The sequence below is a fragment of the Commensalibacter papalotli (ex Servin-Garciduenas et al. 2014) genome, assembly GCF_000527695.1.
Taxonomy (GTDB): Bacteria; Pseudomonadota; Alphaproteobacteria; order Acetobacterales; family Acetobacteraceae; genus Commensalibacter; species Commensalibacter papalotli.
Genome location: NZ_ATSX01000002.1, coordinates 236,592 through 254,929 on the forward strand (window position 1 = coordinate 236,592; position 18,338 = coordinate 254,929).

An 18,338-nucleotide genomic window follows, 5' to 3' on the forward strand; every position below is an offset into this window, starting at 1 on the left:
TTAACATATTTGATTGTATGCTTTTTAAAACTATAAAACATATCGAGAATAATATGCCATTATTAATCGTATTCTTTGGGATTATTCTGTTACTGATTTTAGTAACTCAGTTAAAGTTAAACGGCTTTCTTTCTTTGATTATTGTTTCTTTGTTTGTGGGTGTCTTAGAGGGCATGCCTGTTATGCAGGTAATTTCATCTATTAAAACAGGGGTTGGTAATACGCTTGGGGAACTGGCACTGATTATCGGTTTTGGTGCGATATTAGGAAAACTATTGGCTGATTGTGGAGGTGCTCAACGTATCGCAACAACTTTGATTACTATTTTTGGATATAAATATATTCAATGGGCAGTAGTTTTAACAGGATTTATATTAGGGTTTGCGCTGTTTTATGAGGTTGGGTTTGTATTATTGTTGCCTCTGGTTTGTACTATTGCGGTATCTGCACGCATTCCGATTTTATATGTAGGTGCCCCTATGGCAGCAGCGTTATCGGTAACGCATGGATTTTTACCGCCTCACCCCGCCCCCACAGCAATTGCGGCAATTTTTCACGCAGATATGGGTAAAACACTTTTATATGGTATATGCATTGCTATCCCAACAGTCATTTTGGCGGGGCCTGTTTATGCACATTTTTTAAAGAATATTGATAAACCTGTTCCACCAGGATTGTATTCTCATAAGGAATTTGCTGAAGAAGAAATGCCAGGATTTGCAATTAGTATTTTAACAGCCTTGGTTCCTGTTTTTTTGATGGCTTTACGTGCAGTAGCAGAGATGGTTTTACCTCATAATCATTTTTTGCTTGCTTATGCAGATTTTTTGGGAAATCCAATTATTGCGACGTTAATGGCGGTGTTGATTGCTATTTTTACCTTCGGTCTTCATCGCGGTAGAACGATGAGTGAAATTTCAGACACGATGACCGTCGCAATCAAAGTAATAGCCATGATTTTGCTAATTATTGGGGGTGGTGGAGCGTTTAAGCAAATCTTGGTAGATAGTCATATTGATCACTATATTACCAATATGATGCATAATAGTCATTTATCTCCTTTATTAATGGCATGGCTTATTGCTGCTTTGTTAAGGATTGCGTTAGGTTCAGCAACGGTTGCCGCAATGACAGCTGGCGGGATTGTTGCTCCATTAATTTTAACAGCAGGTGTAAGTCCAGAATTAATGGTGATCGCTATAGGATCTGGCAGTGTTATTTTTTCTCATGTCAATGACCCAGGTTTTTGGTTATTCAAAGAGTATTTTAATTTAACTATTGGAGAAACCATTCGTTCTTGGTCAGTACTGGAAACCATTATTTCTGTTTGTGGACTGATTGGATGCTTGATTTTCTCCCAGTTAATTTAAACAAACTGGAAAAACCTATTTTTTACTAAGTTCCAAAGCACGTTGATAAACAATTTTTTTAGGTAAATGAACAGCAGTAGCAACCAATGCAGCAGCATCCTTGACGGACATTGTCTTTAAAGCACCTTGAAGCTGTTGGTCTAAATCATCTTCGCTAACTTCTTCCTCTTCAAGAGCAGGGCCGAGCAAAACCGTAATTTCTCCTCTAGGAGGGGTATGGGTAAAATGCTCAATTAGTCCTTGGATAGAGTTGCGTTGAAGTTCTTCAAATTTTTTAGTGAGCTCTCTGGCAACAGCTGCAGGGCGATTATCACCAAAAATAAATTTTAAATCGATTAACATATCAAGCAAGCGGTGGGGTGCCTCGTGCCAAATAAAGGTTGCTTTAAGCCCCGCACGCTCAGAGGCCTTTAGAATGGCAAAGTTATTTTGTCTGGCTTGAGATTTTGGTGGGGGAAATCCAATAAACATATAAGGATGAGGGGGTAATCCAGAAAGTGTTAACGCGGTTAAAGCTGCATTGGGGCCAGGAATAGCTGTAATTGGCAGATCAGCCTCGATAATAGCTCGGGTTACACGATATCCAGGATCAGAAAGTAATGGCGTACCTGCATCAGAAACAAGTGCTATTTTTTTTCCTTGTTGCATCCAGGAAATAATTTGTTGGATACGTTTGCCCTCGTTATGTTCATGAACACTTTCCATATGCACAGAAATTCCATAGGCTGCAAGCAGCTTGGCTGTAACACGTGTATCTTCGCAGAGTAAAATATCGACTTCTTGAAGAGTTTGCTTTGCTCTGAGGCTGAAATCATTTAAATTACCAATAGGGGTAGAAACAAGAATAAATTCACCTATATTTATCATTGAATTTCTAGAATTTTGTTGATCTGGAAAGGGTAAGGAAGTATTTGATGACATAGGTTTTTCTTGTTTCATAATAATAGCAATCTAAATTTATATGAGTTCGGTTACATCAAGGAGCAAAAGTATTGAATAAGAGCCTTAATCCTGTAAAGCAAGGGATTTTTAATCAAATGGATATCGTGTCAAAATTATTAAAATTAAGTGCTTGTGTTCCGATATTGATCATAGCAGCTTGTTCCTCTGATGGAAATGGTGGTAATAAACCGGTAATTTCAAACAGTGAAAATACAAATAAACAAATTGGATTATTATTACCGCTTAGTGGCCGTAATGGACCTTTGGGTACAAATATGATGCAAGCGGCTAAGCTAGCACTCAGTGATCCCACTGCACCCAAACTTGATGTATTTGATACCGAACAAGCAGGTGGTGCTGCGGAAGCTGCACGCAAAGCAATTGCTGCTGGGGATGGTATTATCCTAGGCCCATTAACAGCAACAAATACTACTGAAGTTGCATCTGTAACCGCATCTCAAAATGTGCCTGTGATTGCTTATACCAGTGATGTTTCTGTGGCGGGCCCGAATGTTTGGGCTTTTGGAGTGACCCCTGAACAACAAGTATTAACGATGGTGCGTGCTGCAAAAAATGAAGGAAGAACAAAATTTGCAGCTTTATTGCCTGAAAATCCAATGGGAAAAGCAATGGGGGCTGCATTAACCAAAGCTTGTGCTGATTTAGGGTTAATGGTACCTACGATTACGTATCATACGGCTTCTAAGGATGATATTACTCAACAATTGAAAAATTTATCAAATTATGATGCCCGTGTACAAGCCGCGAAAAGTAACCCTGCATCACAAAATATATCAAAAACACCAACTGATACTGCTAGTAATGATAGTAATTTGTTAGATGAATTAGCACCCTCTGAAGCAAAACCTACTGATGGTGCAAAGGCTGTTGAAAAAATAAATTTGGGTGCCCCTCCATTTGATGCATTATTATTATCTGATACAGGTTTACAGTTACAATCAGTAATTGATGCGTTAGGGGAAACACAAGTTTCCTCTGATAAAGTCAGAATTATGGGTCCTGGATTATGGGGGGCTTTCGCATCTAAATTGGGTAAATTGCAGGGCGCGTGGTATGCTTCGCCAGATCCTCAAAAAAGAAAATTCTTTGCACAACAATATCGAGTAAAATACGGGGTTACACCCAAGCCTTTGGCTGATTTAACCTATGATACTGCGGCCTTGGCTAATTCTCTTAGTAAAATTGGCGGATACACGACGAAGAATTTAACTCGTGCTGATGGATTTGATGGGGTTGATGGTTTATTTGTTTTACAGCCTGATGGACATGTAAAACGTGATTTACAAATTTTTCAAATTCAACCTTCTGGTGGTGGAAAAATAATTTCTACACCTTCTGTTATTAAGCCTGCAGCAGGTTCTACAAATAGCTAGTTTTAATTATTATTAGATAACATATTGTAATTAATTATAAAAGAGGGAAGAGATTCCCTCTTTTTTTGTTTAGTTCTAAAATAATATTATTGGTAAATATCGATTTTTAATTATAAATACTAATCATAATTATGAATATTTTTCATCTCTAATTGAATACAAGATGTGTTATATTCATTGTAAATAATTTACATTAAACGAGGTATATGATGTCAGTTCAAAATTTTGACTTTTGTAATCCAACGCGTATTATTTTTGGTAAAGAAACAATTCAAAGATTAAATGATTTAATTCCTCAAGACGCTAAGGTTTTAATTATTATTGGTGGTGGTAGTGTTCGAAAAAATGGAACATTATCAGAAGTGGAAACAGCATTAGGTAAACGCCATTTTGATGTTTTTGAAGGTATCGAAGCCAATCCAACATTTGAAACTTCTATGCAAGCAGTTGAAAAAATTCGCCATGACAATTTCAATTTTGTTCTTGGTGTTGGTGGTGGATCTGTAATGGATGCCACTAAATTTATTGCAGGTGCTGTGAAATATTCTGGGGATACATGGGAAATTATTACGAGCAAGGGTAAAAAGGTCAATCAAGTTATACCTTTTGGATTTGTTCCAACATTACCTGCAACAGGTTCAGAAATGAATACAAACGCAGTGATTTCTCGCAAAACGACTTTTGATAAAATTGGGATTGCTAACCCACTTTTTTCTCCTTTATTCTCTGTTATCGACCCAACCAAGACATACAGTTTACCAGAACGGCAAGTTGCCAATGGGGTTGCTGATGCATTTGTACATGTGATGGAACAATATCTTACTTACTCTGTTCATGCTGCGGTGCAAGATCGCTTTGCTGAAGGGTTATTACTAACCCTTATTGAAGAAGGCCCTAAAACTTTAAAAAATCCACAAGATTATGAATCTCGTGCTAATTTTATCTGGGCTGCGACGATGGCGTTAAATGGCTTAATTGGAGCCGGTGTTCCACAGGATTGGGCAACCCATATGATTGGTCATGAATTGACTATTTTATATGGAATTGACCATGGTCGTACATTATCAATTTTATTACCTTCTTTGTTGAATGAAATGCGCAAAGAAAAACGTGAGAAATTGATACAATATGGTCGCAGAGTATGGGGGTTACAGGGTAGTGATGAAGAAAAGATCATTGATGAAGCCATTGCTAAAACCCGAACATTCTTTGAAAGTATCGGTATCAAAACTCATTTAAAAGAATATGATGTTGATAGCTCTGCTGTTGAGAAAGTTGTTGAGCAATTAAAGCGTCATAACTTAACAGCTCTAGGAGAAAACGGGGATATTACTTTAGAAGTTAGTCGTCGCATTGTTGAGGCTAGTCTTTAATATAAAAAACCTCTATAAAGAAAAGTCATTATAGAGGAAAAGGAACCTGTTTATGAAGTCTATACGTCTTATTTATGGCTGTATTAGTTTATTAGGAATGGCTTGTCTTGGAATAACAGGTTCCAGTAATCAAGCGTTGGCAGATGTTGTTGTATCTACCAGTGCCCCTGGTAATGGGGCATTGCAGATTTCTGCACAAGATCAAGTATTATCTGATCAAGCGCAAACTTGGATAAATCAATTAACGACCCTTCAGGCCAAATTTCAACAAATTGCCCCTGATGGACAACGCAGCACAGGCGTCGTATGGATTAAAAAACCAGGCCGTATTCGTTTTGAATATAATAAACCCAGCGAATTATTGTTGGTGGCCAATGATGGTAAAATGGTTTTTCATGATGCTGAGGTAGGACAAACAACGACTATTCCTCTTGATCAAAGTCCTTTAGGGTTATTATTAAAGCCACAGCTCAGCTTTTCTGGAGATGTGACAGTTACTAATTTTACACCTCCTAATAATGGATTGTTTCAGATTACGGTTGTGCGTACAGCCTCGCCTTCTGATGGCAGTTTAACCTTGATCTTCAATCAAAATCCAATCATGTTAAAAGCTTGGCGTGTTCTGGATGCTCAAGGGCGCACGACGATGGTTGATTTATATGATTTACAGCCAGGTGTTTCTGTTAAAAATAAATTATTTAAGATGGATTTCGGTGATAACGAATAGATCTTTGTTAGAAACTAAAGATATTCAAATCATCAGAGTATGATAAGCTAACAGGTATATATTTTAATATAGGCCTGTTTTTTAATGAAAAATACTCAAATGCGATATGACCCTGATAATTTACAAATTGGGGATGTTGTTTTTATCCGTATTGATAATTTTATTTTTAATAATGTTGCTACGGCAACTTCCTCTTGGGTTAATCATGTTGGAGTGATTGTTGGTTTTAAAAATAATCAATATTGGGTCGCAGAGAGCACGATTCCTTTTTCAAAAATAACATCATTATCTAAATTTATCAGTAGATCCAAAGAGAAGTCTCTTGTGATTGCACGCTTAAAGCAGCCTTTAAGTAACGAGCAAAAAAAGGCTCTTGTGCGTGCTAGTAAAACACGTATGAATATTATTTATGATACAGGATTTAATTTTAATTCACGGGGTCAGTTTTGCTCTCGGTTTGTATATGAAGTAATAAAAGAGGCCGCAAATATTGAAGTAGGAGCAGTGGAAAGTTTTCAAAAATTACTGTCTAAAAACCCTGAATATGGTCTGCGCTTTTGGAAAATATGGTTCTTTGGTTTTATTCCTTGGAAACGTCTCACAGTAACCCCTGCCAGCCAATTTAAAAGCAAGCAACTTGATCTTATTTATGATTATCGTTATCAAGAGGTATTATAGATTGAGTGTTTAAAATATAGATCAATTTACTATTCGATGATATTGAAAAGATATTGGATAAGCTTAATATTAAAGACATTCATCATAAGTGATTTTAAATAAGCTTATGCTTTATAGGATTTTCTGGATATCAATTTCATGAGTTACGCAGTCAAAGAAATATTTTTAACGCTTCAAGGTGAAGGTGGGCAAATAGGACGTACGTCCGTATTTTGTCGTTTTACAGGGTGTAATTTATGGTCTGGTCAAGAGGCTGATCGCAAGGACGCAGTTTGCCAATTTTGTGATACGAATTTCGTTGGAATGGACGGTGAAAATGGTGGCCGTTTTCCTGATGCTCAATCCTTGGCAAATGCAATAGAAGCTTGTTGGGGGACAATACGTGACCCTAAACAACGTTTTGTTGTCTTTACAGGGGGGGAACCCTTATTACAGCTAGATAAGGTTTTGATCGAAGCTATAAAGCAAAAAGGGTTTTACATAGCTGTTGAGACTAATGGCACTCTGCCTGTTCCTCAAGGTGTGGACTGGATTTGTGTCAGTCCCAAAGCAGGCGCGGAATTAATACAAATTTCTGGAGATGAGCTTAAATTAATATATCCTCAGGAAGGTCTAGATCCTCATCGTTTTACATCATTAGATTTTACTACTTTTCGTTTGCAACCCAAAGATGATATGAACAAGACAGAGCATATAAAAAAAGCAATTAAATATTGTCAGGAACACCCTTTGTGGCATCTTTCTCTTCAAACCCATAAGCTTATAGGAATTCCATAATGACAGAAATAGTAAATCCCTTATTTTCCAATAGTGCTTTGGTTTTATTTTCTGGCGGGCAAGATTCAACGACTTGTCTTGCATGGGCATTGCAGAGATTTCAAAAGGTTGAGACTTTAGGTTTTAATTATGGACAACGCCACAGTATTGAGATGGAATGTCGGCATGAGATTCGTAAAAAAATCCAACGAATCAATCCTTTATGGCAAAGACGTTTGGGTGAAGACCATGTTATGAATCTTTCTGACCTTGGGGCGATTTCTGATACAGCTTTAACACGTGAAACAGCAATAGAGTGGGATAAACAAGGGCTGCCTTCTACCTTTGTTCCTGGGCGTAATTTACTCTTTTTAACTTATGCTGCCATTATTGCTGATCGTCGCCACTTGAAACATATTGTAGGGGGGATGTGCGAGACAGATTATTCAGGCTATCCTGATTGCAGGGATGATACAATCAAGGCTTTACAAGTGGCGATCAATCTTGGGATGAGTAATCGTTTTGTATTGCAAACACCTTTGATGTGGTTAGATAAAGCCCAAGAATGGCAAATGGCTGAACAACTAGGCGGTATGTCTTTGATAGAGCTTATCAATAAAGATACACATAGCTGCTATTTGGGGGATCGCTCTCATTATCATGAATGGGGCTATGGTTGTGGTGAATGTCCTGCTTGTGAATTGCGTCGTGCAGGATGGAACAATTATGTGCAGCAAAAGGAGCAATAAGTGTTAGAGCTTGTTTTTACACGTCGTTTTGCAATGGCACATCGATTAATTCATGGGTCTAGCGAGATTTGTGCCACCCCGCATGGCCATAATGAAGAGGTTAAAGTTTATCTGAAATCTCAAAATTTCAAAGCCCTCGATGGCAAAATGAATGTGGTTGTACCTTTTCAACAAGCCAAAACAACGTGGCATCGCTTTATTGATCAGTCTGTCGATCACGCCTTTCAATTGGCCGAAAATGACCCTTTAGTTGAGTGGTTCAAGCAACATGAGCCAAAGCGTTTACCCAGATTATTAATTACGCCAGGTGACCCTACAACAGAGCTTTTGGCATGTTTATTTATGAGTAAGCTTAATTGTTTCTTATCTGCTGAACAATCAGGGTTATATTGTCACCAAATTGAAATCATGGAAACACCGACAAATACGGTGCGCTTTATGGGTAATCCGTCTGAGTTCATACCTAATTGTCGCCCATCAGACCAGTGTTGGTGGAATCGTGCCGATATGAGTATTTCGGAGTTCAGTTAAGGTTGTTAATTTATTTATGTATTATGGTTATATCGGACGAGTAACCATTAACCAAAAAATAATAAGAAAACAAAAAAAAGTTGGCCACCCTAAAACAACCCACCATTTAAAATAAGTCCATCCGACTTTTGGAAAAGGTGTTTTTTGATACCACGAGATTTGGGCAAGTTCGGCAATATGGATTTGTAATTGTACGACAATAACCCATAAAATGATGGAAAAACTATATAAAATAATTGTCCAGACAACCCACAAGGTTGAAAAGGGAATGTTCATGAGATGGACTAAAATTATCCCAGTAGCGGCTTGAGTTATTGCACTTGGTAAGGTCATATACCAATCTGCCCTAACGACACGTTGTGAAGATAAAGCCATATCTTTGGGATGTTTTCTGATAAATGCTTCAATCATCACTATTGCAGTGATAATGCCTGAGGCAAATAAAATGGTTGCACTGAGCACATGGATAAACACAATAATAGGAAAATAGCTCATGTAATTATCCTATTAAAGGTTGTTTTAAAATCATTGCAGCCATTGCAAAAGTAAACCCTATCCAGCCAATACAACTAAAAACACTGGCTATTTTTAAAAAAAAAGACTTTTTTTGAAACGGTAATGCAAGACAGAAATAAGCAATGGACAAGCATAGTGTGCCAAAGATTATACCGATGATGATAGCAAGAATAATCCAAGGCTCTGTTATCAAAAATTGGCTAAGATAGCTTAGGTAAAAGCCTGAAAGAATTAACGCAATTAAGGCAGGGAAAAATAAAATAAAGCTGGAGCATAAAGCAACGATTTGCAGTTGTAAGCTTTGTCTTTTTTGTCCTTGTTTTATCAATAAGATAGTATGTATAAATACTCCAAATCCCATGCCTGTTACCATCACGGCACATAGAACATGTAAGGTTTTTAACAAACCAATCATTTATCGATCATCCGCTATAAACAACATAGTTGTAATTAGCCCAATAACGGCAAAGTTCTTCAAAAGCGAACCTAATAAATCCAACCATAAAACAGGAGCAAATATCGTTAATCCAATTGTGTAAACGACAACGAGTGCAATTTGGGAAAGCCATAATTTATTGGACCATTTACCAAGTAAAATCATGCCGGCAAAATACAGATCTATTACAGAGCATAAATATACCAGAAAAGGTGATATTGAACTTGTTGCCAAAAAAGATGGCAAAATGGTTTTTAAAGTTTCTGTTGAGGTAAAAAATCCTGCAATGCCAGAGCCTAGCCAAATAATTGCTAAAAATAATGCGAGTATAGGTCTGGCTAGGAATAGTTTACTATGCCACCGATCTTGTACAAAAGATGGATGTGTATGGTAAACTTGATCCATTGAACGCATCGTAATGCCCAGCGTATTCACTTTATCCTCTGGAACAATAAAATCAGTATTCAGTTGGCTGACTACTCCTGCAGAAAATCCCCATAAAGGAAAATAATCCCCAATCCTTCCCATTAACTTTACTGCAAACATAGGCATCTCAAAAATCTTGCAGGATTTCATTCCTAACCAACGACGAGTTTTTTGCATAATTTCACCAAAACCCAACGTTTCAGGTCCAACAACATGCGCAATTTGATAATTTTTGTCAGCTGGAAGAGGCGAGCGACAAGCTTGTAATACAACTTTTGCAAGATCATATGCCCAAAGAGGTTGGAATTTTTGTTTGCCTCCATTGGGTAAAAAAGCAATGAAAGGCATTGCGCACAATCCTCGTAGAGCACTACTGCCACCGTAACTTCCTGTTGAATATACAAAAGAAGCCCGTAAAATAATAGTTTCAATGCTTGAATTACATAAAATTTGCTCGCCCTTTAACTTTGTATCTGCATATTCACTGGTTAGGTTTTCCTCTAGAGACAAAGCAGAAATATGGATAATACGCTTTGTATTGGTTTGTTGGCATGCTTTTATTAACTCTTGCACTAATCCGATATGCGCATCATTGGCAATCGAAGTTCCAGGTTTTCCCAAGACACCAATGGTATTAATGACAACGTCACATTCTTGCAAAGCATTAATAAGATTTTGGTCAGATGCCCCAGCAATAATTTTAATTGCTTGTATATTAGGAAAAATACTTTTAGCTCTTTCAGTATCTCGACAACCAATAATGACTTGATGATTATTCTTTATTAACGCACTGACGATATGAGATCCTATAAAGCCAGCTCCACCCAATACACAAATTTTCATTATTTTTTCCTTTGGGGCATAAATCATTGCATTATACATATATTAAAAGGAATGATGGTTTTTGTATAATCAAGATTTATAGCTTAATTTATAGCTTTTAATACTCTGTATATAGCATATACAGTTGAATGACCTTTTGCCAAGGTGATATTGAGTGTTTTTTGGAAAAAACGTTTTGGGATGCGTTAATTTATCTTGACCTGACTATATATAGCATGGCCAAGGAAATTTTAATTGAACCAGTATGAAAATTTGTGTGGTTAATCTCTGTTTGGTGTCTTATTAAACGGTTTTTCTTGAGGGGCCTTTAATGGTATATAATGTTACACAATATTTGCTCGTCTAAAACCAATATATTCATTAATCTACGATAAGTTTCGATAAGAATGTAATTGATCTGTGAAAATAATTGTTAAATTATATGATGATATAATCTTTATATAATGCTGATATTTTAATAATTTATATAAACTAAGGCTTTTTTAATGACTGAACCCGTAATTACTTGCCCACATTGTCATACAGATATTTTGTTAACGGAATCTCTTGCTGCACCTTTGGTGACTGAAGTAAAGAAAGAATATGAGCAGAAAAAATCTCAATTGATCAAGAGCATGTCAGAGCGTGAACAGTTCTTATTGTCTAAAGAAAATGAACTGCAACAAAATCAACAAAAGATGGCTGAAGAAATAAGAGATAAAGTTGCAGCTTCGTTGGAGGGTGAGAGATTAAAGCTTATTGAAGAAGCTAAACAAAAATTACAAAAAGAAAATGCGGATGAACTGCATCGCAAGTCCGTTGAAATCAAAGAGTTGCAAGCGGTCTTAGAAACAAATGATAAAAAATTGCAAGAGGCACAACAAACTCAAGCAGATTTTATGAAAAAGCAACGGGAATTAGAGGATCAAAAACGAGAATTAGAATTAACCGTTGAAAAACGTGTTCAAGAGAATGTGCAAGCTATTCATGAGAAAGCCCGCAAGGAAATAGAAGAAAGTTTTCAATATAAAATTTCTGAAAATGAATTAAAAATGCAATCAATGCAGCGTAAAATTGAAGAGTTGAAACAAAAGGCAGAACAAGGTTCTCAGCAATCACAAGGTGAGGTGCAAGAGCTGTTGTTGGAACAAACTTTGCAATCTCAATTTTACATGGACCAAATTTCCCCTGTGCCCAAAGGTGAGTTTGGTGGGGATATATTGCAACGAGTTTTTAATCCCCAAGGTGTGAATTGTGGGTTGCTAATTTGGGAGGCTAAACGAACTAAACATTGGAATAATGAGTGGTTAAGCAAACTGAAAGATGATCAACGTACAGCTAAGGCAGATATTGCCATTATGGTCAGTCATGCTTTGCCCCAGAATGTTGAATCTTTTGAGTGCATTGATGGGGTATGGGTTATTCATCCCAAAGTGATTCTTCCTGTTGCGTCGTTACTCAGAGAGTCTTTGATCCAGATTTACTTTGCACGCCAAACCGCCAAAGGCCAAGAAACCAAAGCTGGTATGATCTATGATTATCTGACAGGAACTCGTTTTCGCCAACGTGTAGAGGCAATTGTTGAAGCGTTTAACTCAATGCAAGATGATTTAAATAAAGAGAAAAAAGTGATTACCAAGCAATGGTCCAAGCGCGAAGAGCAAATTAACCGAGTGATGGAGTCTACTATTGGTATGTATGGTGATTTACAAGGCATAGTTGGACAATCTTTACAAGAGATTGAAGGGTTGGAGTTGGATTCTTTGTTATTGGAATAGTATTTCTCTTATAGCAGATTTAATTATTTAGCTTTTTATAAAAATCACAAGAATTTTGATGTTGTTTTAAACAGTCTTGTTTAAAAAAACTCTTTAATAATTGGTATATTTTGTGATTTCTTAAAATCTGCAGATGATATTAAGTTAACAATCCTATAATAAGAGTTTCTGGGAATAGCATAAGAAGCTATATTGTTTTTATTCAATATAATTTTTTGGTTAGCGGCTTTTGTATACCATTCGATTGCTTTGGTATAATCTTGAGGCATATTTTGATATTTTTTTTCATATAGTTGCCCAAGGCTATATTGTGCATCAACTAGCCCTTGATTGGCTGCTTTTGTATACAATTCAACTGCTTTAGCATAATCTTGGGGGACACCTTGACTTTTTTCATATAGTTTTCCAAGACTATATTGAGCTTTAGCTAGTCCTTGATTAGCTGCTTTTGTATACCATTCGATTGCTTTGAAATAATCTTGAGTTATACCTTGGTTATTTGTCTTTTCATATAATTGGCCAAGATTATATTGATCTTCTGCCGAGTCTTGGTTTGCTCTATGCTCTAACTTGGTAATGTTTACTTTAGTAACTTCAACAGCAAAAGTCTGTGGAAAAAAATAAGCGGTGCAAGTAGTAATTAATAAAAAATATTTTAATATATGCATCTCTTACACTCTCCACTTTATTAATTTTTGTGAAGAATAAACTATATTTTAGCTTCGTCTAATATATGTTTTACGTTGCCTTGCCAAACGGTGGCATAACGTTGTAACCAGTATTCTGCTTGGCAAGGACCGCCATGAACGATTTCTTCTAATGGTGCCAAGAAAATACGCTCATCTTGTCCCTGAAGGTTCTGAAGGTGACGAGCTTTTAACCCATCCATTGCCAAAGCTAAGATACGCTTACCAAAATGGCGTAAATTTTCTTTACCTAATAAAACGGATAAACCACTTTTGATAACCTGAGGGCGCAGTTCAATATATTCTTGCCAAGAATATTCTTTAACCAGCTTTTCTGCTGCGATCAATGTTGCTGAATCATATAATAATCCTGTCCAAAATGCAGACATTGCTAACATCATTTCTTGCGAGCCTGCATCAGCACCGCGCATTTCGATATATTGCTTTAACCGCACATCTGGAAACGCTGTCGTAATATGGTTTTTAAAATCGCCCATCGTTACAGGTTGATTTTCGAACCCATTGGGGGCTTTACCGTTTAACCAATTTCGAAAAGATTCTCCAGCTACATCAATCATTTTGCCATCACGAATAACAAAATACATGGGAACGTCAATCAACCATTCTACATATTGCTCAAATCCAAAACCTTCCTCAAAGAAAGCGGGTGGCATTCCTGAACGGTTATTATCTGTATCAGTCCAAATATGAGCACGTGTTGATTGATATCCACTGGGCTTGCCTTCATAAAAAGGAGAATTGGCAAAAAGTGCCGTGGCCAGTGGTTGTAAAGCCAAAGAAACACGCATTTTACGTGCCATGTCTTCTTCAGAAGAAAAATCAAGATTGACTTGGACTGTGCAAGTTCTGGTCATCATATCTAGACCTAAAGTGCCGACTTTTGGCATATAGGCTTTCATGATTTTATAACGTTCTTTTGGCATCCAAGGCATTTGTGCACGCGTTGCAAAAGGATGGAATCCTATGGGTGCAAAACCAATATTCAAAGGATCAGCAGCTTGGTGCACATCTTGAAAATGCAATTCGATTTCTTGTTTTGCTGCATGGATATCATTAACAGGTGCGCCAGACAGTTCAAATTGTCCCGCAGGTTCTAATGAAATAGCACCCCGATCCGTATCAAACCCAATAAGGTTACCTTGGTCATAGATTCCTTTCCATTCAGAGTTGCGTCTTTGCATAGACGTTAGAATGGCATTGATTCCATTAGGTTCATAAGCTGGAGGCAATAAATAGCGTTCATTTTCTTGATTAAGAATAAAGCCGAATTTTTCGTGCTCAGTACCAATGCGCCATTTTGAAGTGGGCTTACAGCCTTCAGCTAAATGTTCGGCTAACTGAGTGGTTGAGGTAATTGGTGTTTGGTCTTGATCTAAAATACTGGACATTTAAAAAACGATCTATTCTGGTCTATGTATAAAAAATAAAAAAATTTAGTGTCTTAAGCACAAATCTGCTCAGTAAACCGAGATAACCCAGCAACTATAGCAGTTTCTGCTTTTAATACTAAACTTCCAAGAGATAAAGGTCGCACAAAATCATAAAGAAGTAAATTTTTTATTTCATTAGGATCAAAGCCCCCTTCGGGTCCAATTAAAATTCCATCATCCCTGCGATATTCTTGTGCCTTATCAATGGGTATTTGATAATCAACACAACGTTCTATTGCGACCCACAAGGTCTTATTTTTTGGCCAAGTCTCACAAAAATCAAACAAAGATTGTAATGATCTTATTTGTGGAATGGTTAATCGATTACTTTGTTCGGCGGCTTCAATGGTAATGGTGCGTAAACGTTCTTCTTTAATTTTAATCGTATTGGTGCGCAGCGTTTTGACAGGCTGAATGGTTTGCACCCCTAGTTCAGTCGCCATACGAACAGCCAAATCCGTAGCATCTCGTTTTAAAGGTGCAAAAACGAGTGTTGGGCCACAAAGGATAATTGGTTGACGCAGTTGCTTTTGAGCCGTGATAGTTCCTTTATTTTTGGTTATTTGACTAATCTCGCAATGCCACTCACCATCACGTTCATTAAAGAAAATGACTTGATCTGAGGGTCTTAAGCGTAAAACATTTCCCAAATAATGAGCTGTTGCAGTGGGAATAGGAAATATTTTTTCTGTTGCCAAAGCTTCAAAATCACAAGGGTCAAGGTAAAGTCGCGGAGTAAAAGACATATAATCTCAATCGAATCTGGGTCATAAAAAGAATGAAAACAATTTGATATTACTATAAGAATAAAAACTTGTATTCTTGTTTTCTATTGTTCTTTTTATTTTATCAGGATTTGTTGTGAATCAGTCTTCATCACGTTCAGATATTAATTTGTCTTGGGTGCGTTTTCTTCCTCAATCTTTGCAACCCTACGCGTTACTGTCTCGTATAGATCGCCCGATTGGTAGTTGGCTACTGTTTTTACCTGGAATGTGGGGTATTTTGTTGCCTCATGATATTCCCATAATGACACGTATAAAATTGATTATCCTATTTGCTATTGGCAGTGTCGTCATGCGTAGTGCAGGATGTGTGGTAAATGATATTTGGGATCGGGATATTGACCGACAAGTTGCACGTACTCAACAGCGTCCCATCGCAAATGGCACGATTTCAGTTAAGCAAGCACTTATATTTTTGTTTTTTTTATTGATGATTGGGTTCGTAATATTATTACAACTTAATCCTTTATCATGGGTTTTAGGGGCTTCTTCATTGATTTTGGTAGCACTTTACCCAGGGGCAAAAAGAATTACTTGGTGGCCTCAATTAGTACTAGGATTTACTTTTGGGTTCGGAGCCCCCTTGGGATATGCTGCAGCAACAGGATATTTATCATGGACACAAGCTGCTTTATATTCAGCCACGATTTTTTGGCAAATCGGATTTGATACAATATATGGCTATCAAGACATAGAGGACGATCAACGTGTTGGTGTAAAATCAACAGCGCGCTGGGCTGGCGAAGCTGGTAAACAATTTGTAGCAGTTAATTATGGACTGTGTATTGCTTGTTTGTTGATTACTAGTATTTTAAATCATAATTCATCCATAGCAATGTTGGCTTTATTGTTTCCTGTTATTCATTTCGTATGGCAGATTATAAAATTTGATTTACACGATCCTAAAATTTGCTTAACTTTATTTAAATCTAACAGGGACGCAGGGCTTCTAATTGCCTTGGCTCTTCTTATAGGCAATTTAATTTAATGAATAATTTTTCCCAGTTCGAGAACTTAATTACAGAATATACAATTTTAGAAAAAACCGATTTTGTTCCAGAGATTACTCTTTACCAAGCCAGTGAAATTACGCCTATTTGGCAAGTTACAGAGGCTTGGTTAAATCATCAAAATATTGAGCCTCCTTTTTGGGCTTTTGCTTGGCCTGGGGGAAAAGCACTGGCACGCTATATTTTGGATAATCCAAAAATGGTTAAAGGGAAAAAAATTCTTGATTTTGCTGCAGGATGTGGAATTGCAGCAATTGCTGCAGCTAAATGCGAGGCTGCGTATATAGAGGTTGCAGATATTGACCCTTTGGCACAAAAGGTCTGTGCTTTAAATGCCAAAGTTAATCATGTCTTACTTGATAAAAATTCCAATGATGTCGTAGGGCAGCTTTGTGAATGGGATATAATTTTTTGTGGAGATGTCTGTTATGAGGCCCCGATGACCCAGTATATCTGGCCATGGTTAAAGCAATGTGCACAACAAGGTGCAACTGTGTTTATTGCTGACCCAGGGCGAAGCTATCTACCTAAAAAAGAGCTGAACCCAGTATGTACTTATGATATTCCTACAACATTAGAGTTAGAGGATTGTAAGTCACGTCATACGGTTTTGTATCAGTTAGTTTGTGAATAAAAATTTTGTGGATTATCTTCGTTGATTAATTAAAATTTCGAACTAAATATGTAGAGAAGACATCATATCTATTATGTAATTGTTAAATTTATTAACGACCTGTTATAGGTCGTTTTTTAACACTCTATCTACACAAAATTATTTTTTGGAGCATTCAACCCACTCATAGGAGACTTTAGAAGTTTGCATAAAGCTTTGTGGAAGCTGAATATTTTCTTTTATACAAAATCCTTTTTTATTCAAAATATCAACTAATAGTTTATCTTGTTTACAAGCTTCTTGTTTATTTTGGCCCTTACTTTTCTTTTCATCCTTTTCATTACAAATATCATAATAATAGCTTTGTTGACGAACAACAGGATAAAGATCAAAAGGAATAAAATCAGGGATAGACATGGTTGCGTAGATATCTATTTTTGATGAAAAGGGTTGAGGTAGTGGAATATAATGATCTTTGGCGAAACCATCCATAACGTCCATAGCTTTGTTAATACCGTTTAAAGGGATATTTATGGTTTGATCATTATTATCGGTATAGAGAATAATATTCTTATTTTCTTTTAAACTGTTGATTAAAGTCAAAGCAGGCATAGGTTCTAATGTAGTATTATAGTTATTTGTTTGACTTACTCTTTTTAGTTCTGTTGTAAAATCTCCAACATCTAATTCTATAGTTGCAGGGAAGTTATTTTGTTTTTGATCAAGAGTAACGTTAATTATAAGAGAGTATCCATAGGGTTTAATTTCTACTGTGATTGGAGAAGCTCCTTTATCACTAGTTAGCGTAACCGCATTATAATATTCTGATAATAACCAAGAATCATATTTATCTTGTTTAATAAATAGAGGATCATTATCCTTTGCTTGTGCAAATGAAATACAAGACATAGTTATTATGGAAGCTAAATATAACGCATATTTATTCATGAAGGCTCTCCTTGGAATCACTCTTTTCTGTTTACAGTGGAAAAAAAGAAAAAGACAAGAGTTTTTATAATAAAAATAGAAATAATCATATTAAAGTAGGCTTTTTATTCTATCTTAATAAAATATTATTCTTTATTATTGTTTTTATGTATTTTGCCTATGTAATTGAATTAAGTTCGAAATGGGAAAAATGGGATTTTTATATTAATGGTGGTGCAAAACGGCAACTTGACACAAGGGAAAAGGAATAAAATATTTTGGTTGTAAAGATGAACGATGTAATGATTTGTTTATTATCCCTTATATGCCTATGCGTGATGAATAAAATAAACCCCCTTTACAGGGGG

The 18,338-nt window shown here is 36.5% G+C and carries 20 protein-coding genes; 12 read left to right on the forward strand and 8 right to left on the reverse strand.

Going from position 1 to position 18,338, the window contains the following annotated elements; all coding sequences use genetic code 11:
* The first annotated feature begins 53 nt into the window (after positions 1 to 53).
* Positions 54 to 1,370, forward strand: a complete 1,317-nt coding sequence (gene gntT / locus COMX_RS08095; protein ID WP_034339746.1) for a gluconate transporter — start codon at positions 54 to 56, stop codon at positions 1,368 to 1,370.
* 15 nt (positions 1,371 to 1,385) lie between these two features.
* Here gntT and rsmI read toward each other — a convergent pair whose 3' ends face one another.
* Complete coding sequence (rsmI, locus tag COMX_RS08100) at positions 1,386 to 2,237, reverse strand: 16S rRNA (cytidine(1402)-2'-O)-methyltransferase (RefSeq protein ID WP_235176846.1); 852 nt, start codon at positions 2,235 to 2,237, stop codon at positions 1,386 to 1,388.
* A 125-nt stretch (positions 2,238 to 2,362) separates the two neighbouring features.
* On the opposite strand from rsmI, the gene COMX_RS08105 reads away from it, so the two are divergent.
* From COMX_RS08105 to COMX_RS08135, 7 genes are all read left to right on the forward strand, one after another.
* A complete protein-coding gene (locus COMX_RS08105; protein ID WP_051462029.1) occupies positions 2,363 to 3,706 on the forward strand; it encodes a penicillin-binding protein activator in 1,344 nt (447 codons plus the stop codon).
* A gap of 209 nt (positions 3,707 to 3,915) precedes the next feature.
* Complete coding sequence (locus tag COMX_RS08110; protein ID WP_034339749.1) at positions 3,916 to 5,079, forward strand: iron-containing alcohol dehydrogenase; 1,164 nt, start codon at positions 3,916 to 3,918, stop codon at positions 5,077 to 5,079.
* Between the two features lie 52 nt (positions 5,080 to 5,131).
* On the forward strand, positions 5,132 to 5,806 hold the full coding sequence (locus COMX_RS08115) for a LolA family protein (RefSeq protein ID WP_034339752.1): 675 nt from the start codon (positions 5,132 to 5,134) through the stop codon (positions 5,804 to 5,806).
* An 84-nt stretch (positions 5,807 to 5,890) separates the two neighbouring features.
* Entirely contained in the window at positions 5,891 to 6,484 is a 594-nt protein-coding gene (locus tag COMX_RS08120) for a YebB family permuted papain-like enzyme (protein ID WP_051462030.1), read from the forward strand.
* A gap of 138 nt (positions 6,485 to 6,622) precedes the next feature.
* Complete coding sequence (gene queE, locus COMX_RS08125; protein WP_034339753.1) at positions 6,623 to 7,261, forward strand: 7-carboxy-7-deazaguanine synthase; 639 nt, start codon at positions 6,623 to 6,625, stop codon at positions 7,259 to 7,261.
* Entirely contained in the window at positions 7,261 to 7,989 is a 729-nt protein-coding gene (gene queC / locus COMX_RS08130; protein ID WP_034339754.1) for a 7-cyano-7-deazaguanine synthase QueC, read from the forward strand. Before queE ends, queC begins: the two co-directional genes overlap by 1 nt.
* Positions 7,990 to 8,520: a 6-pyruvoyl trahydropterin synthase family protein gene (locus COMX_RS08135; protein WP_034339757.1), complete on the forward strand. Its 531-nt coding sequence runs from the start codon at positions 7,990 to 7,992 to the stop codon at positions 8,518 to 8,520.
* A gap of 27 nt (positions 8,521 to 8,547) precedes the next feature.
* On the opposite strand, the gene COMX_RS08140 is transcribed toward COMX_RS08135, so the two are convergent.
* The 3 genes from COMX_RS08140 to COMX_RS08150 are packed head-to-tail and all read right to left on the reverse strand — an operon-like array spanning position 8,548 to position 10,741.
* Positions 8,548 to 9,015 (reverse strand): DUF2269 family protein, encoded by a 468-nt coding sequence (locus tag COMX_RS08140; protein WP_034339759.1) that lies wholly within the window; start codon positions 9,013 to 9,015, stop codon positions 8,548 to 8,550.
* 4 nt (positions 9,016 to 9,019) lie between these two features.
* A complete protein-coding gene (locus COMX_RS08145) occupies positions 9,020 to 9,451 on the reverse strand; it encodes a DUF2269 family protein (RefSeq protein ID WP_034339762.1) in 432 nt (143 codons plus the stop codon).
* Positions 9,452 to 10,741 (reverse strand): NAD(P)H-binding protein, encoded by a 1,290-nt coding sequence (locus tag COMX_RS08150; RefSeq protein WP_034339765.1) that lies wholly within the window; start codon positions 10,739 to 10,741, stop codon positions 9,452 to 9,454. It lies immediately after the preceding gene.
* Between the two features lie 485 nt (positions 10,742 to 11,226).
* Between COMX_RS08150 and COMX_RS08155 the strand changes: the two genes are divergently transcribed.
* On the forward strand, positions 11,227 to 12,498 hold the full coding sequence (locus tag COMX_RS08155) for a DUF2130 domain-containing protein (protein WP_034339767.1): 1,272 nt from the start codon (positions 11,227 to 11,229) through the stop codon (positions 12,496 to 12,498).
* Between the two features lie 80 nt (positions 12,499 to 12,578).
* Here the strand turns inward: COMX_RS08155 and COMX_RS10750 are convergent, their stop codons facing one another.
* Genes COMX_RS10750 through COMX_RS08170 form a run of 3 tightly spaced genes read right to left on the reverse strand, consistent with a single transcriptional unit; the run spans position 12,579 to position 15,381 of the window.
* The gene (locus COMX_RS10750; protein ID WP_051462031.1) at positions 12,579 to 13,166 is read right to left on the reverse strand and encodes a tetratricopeptide repeat protein; all 588 of its coding nucleotides are present in this window, start codon (positions 13,164 to 13,166) and stop codon (positions 12,579 to 12,581) included.
* A gap of 41 nt (positions 13,167 to 13,207) precedes the next feature.
* A complete protein-coding gene (locus COMX_RS08165; RefSeq protein WP_034339769.1) occupies positions 13,208 to 14,593 on the reverse strand; it encodes a glutamate--cysteine ligase in 1,386 nt (461 codons plus the stop codon).
* Between the two features lie 53 nt (positions 14,594 to 14,646).
* The gene (locus COMX_RS08170) at positions 14,647 to 15,381 is read right to left on the reverse strand and encodes an RsmE family RNA methyltransferase (RefSeq protein WP_034339771.1); all 735 of its coding nucleotides are present in this window, start codon (positions 15,379 to 15,381) and stop codon (positions 14,647 to 14,649) included.
* Between the two features lie 115 nt (positions 15,382 to 15,496).
* Between COMX_RS08170 and ubiA the strand changes: the two genes are divergently transcribed.
* Together ubiA and COMX_RS08180 are read left to right on the forward strand one after the other, a co-directional pair.
* The gene (ubiA, locus tag COMX_RS08175) at positions 15,497 to 16,408 is read left to right on the forward strand and encodes a 4-hydroxybenzoate octaprenyltransferase (protein WP_034340186.1); all 912 of its coding nucleotides are present in this window, start codon (positions 15,497 to 15,499) and stop codon (positions 16,406 to 16,408) included.
* On the forward strand, positions 16,408 to 17,064 hold the full coding sequence (locus COMX_RS08180) for a class I SAM-dependent methyltransferase (protein WP_034339773.1): 657 nt from the start codon (positions 16,408 to 16,410) through the stop codon (positions 17,062 to 17,064). The genes ubiA and COMX_RS08180 overlap by 1 nt, the downstream gene beginning before the upstream one ends.
* Positions 17,065 to 17,202: 138 nt before the next feature.
* On the opposite strand, the gene COMX_RS08185 is transcribed toward COMX_RS08180, so the two are convergent.
* Positions 17,203 to 17,991: a hypothetical protein gene (locus COMX_RS08185; RefSeq protein ID WP_034339777.1), complete on the reverse strand. Its 789-nt coding sequence runs from the start codon at positions 17,989 to 17,991 to the stop codon at positions 17,203 to 17,205.
* 11 nt (positions 17,992 to 18,002) lie between these two features.
* On the opposite strand from COMX_RS08185, the gene COMX_RS08190 reads away from it, so the two are divergent.
* Entirely contained in the window at positions 18,003 to 18,242 is a 240-nt protein-coding gene (locus COMX_RS08190; RefSeq protein ID WP_034339779.1) for a hypothetical protein, read from the forward strand.
* The last annotated feature ends 96 nt before the right edge of the window (positions 18,243 to 18,338 follow it).

Bases quoted from the DNA above. Each gene is read 5' to 3' on its own strand.
- gntT (WP_034339746.1), top strand. From the start codon at position 54: ATGCCATTATTAATCGTATTCTTTGGGATTATTCTGTTACTGATTTTA.
- rsmI (WP_235176846.1), bottom strand. From the start codon at position 2,237: ATGATAAATATAGGTGAATTTATTCTTGTTTCTACCCCTATTGGTAAT.
- COMX_RS08110 (WP_034339749.1), top strand. From the start codon at position 3,916: ATGTCAGTTCAAAATTTTGACTTTTGTAATCCAACGCGTATTATTTTT.
- COMX_RS08115 (WP_034339752.1), top strand. From the start codon at position 5,132: ATGAAGTCTATACGTCTTATTTATGGCTGTATTAGTTTATTAGGAATG.
- COMX_RS08120 (WP_051462030.1), top strand. From the start codon at position 5,891: ATGAAAAATACTCAAATGCGATATGACCCTGATAATTTACAAATTGGG.
- queE (WP_034339753.1), top strand. From the start codon at position 6,623: ATGAGTTACGCAGTCAAAGAAATATTTTTAACGCTTCAAGGTGAAGGT.
- queC (WP_034339754.1), top strand. From the start codon at position 7,261: ATGACAGAAATAGTAAATCCCTTATTTTCCAATAGTGCTTTGGTTTTA.
- COMX_RS08140 (WP_034339759.1), bottom strand. From the start codon at position 9,015: ATGAGCTATTTTCCTATTATTGTGTTTATCCATGTGCTCAGTGCAACC.
- COMX_RS08145 (WP_034339762.1), bottom strand. From the start codon at position 9,451: ATGATTGGTTTGTTAAAAACCTTACATGTTCTATGTGCCGTGATGGTA.
- COMX_RS08150 (WP_034339765.1), bottom strand. From the start codon at position 10,741: ATGAAAATTTGTGTATTGGGTGGAGCTGGCTTTATAGGATCTCATATC.
- COMX_RS08155 (WP_034339767.1), top strand. From the start codon at position 11,227: ATGACTGAACCCGTAATTACTTGCCCACATTGTCATACAGATATTTTG.
- COMX_RS10750 (WP_051462031.1), bottom strand. From the start codon at position 13,166: ATGCATATATTAAAATATTTTTTATTAATTACTACTTGCACCGCTTAT.
- COMX_RS08165 (WP_034339769.1), bottom strand. From the start codon at position 14,593: ATGTCCAGTATTTTAGATCAAGACCAAACACCAATTACCTCAACCACT.
- COMX_RS08170 (WP_034339771.1), bottom strand. From the start codon at position 15,381: ATGTCTTTTACTCCGCGACTTTACCTTGACCCTTGTGATTTTGAAGCT.
- COMX_RS08180 (WP_034339773.1), top strand. From the start codon at position 16,408: ATGAATAATTTTTCCCAGTTCGAGAACTTAATTACAGAATATACAATT.
- COMX_RS08185 (WP_034339777.1), bottom strand. From the start codon at position 17,991: ATGAATAAATATGCGTTATATTTAGCTTCCATAATAACTATGTCTTGT.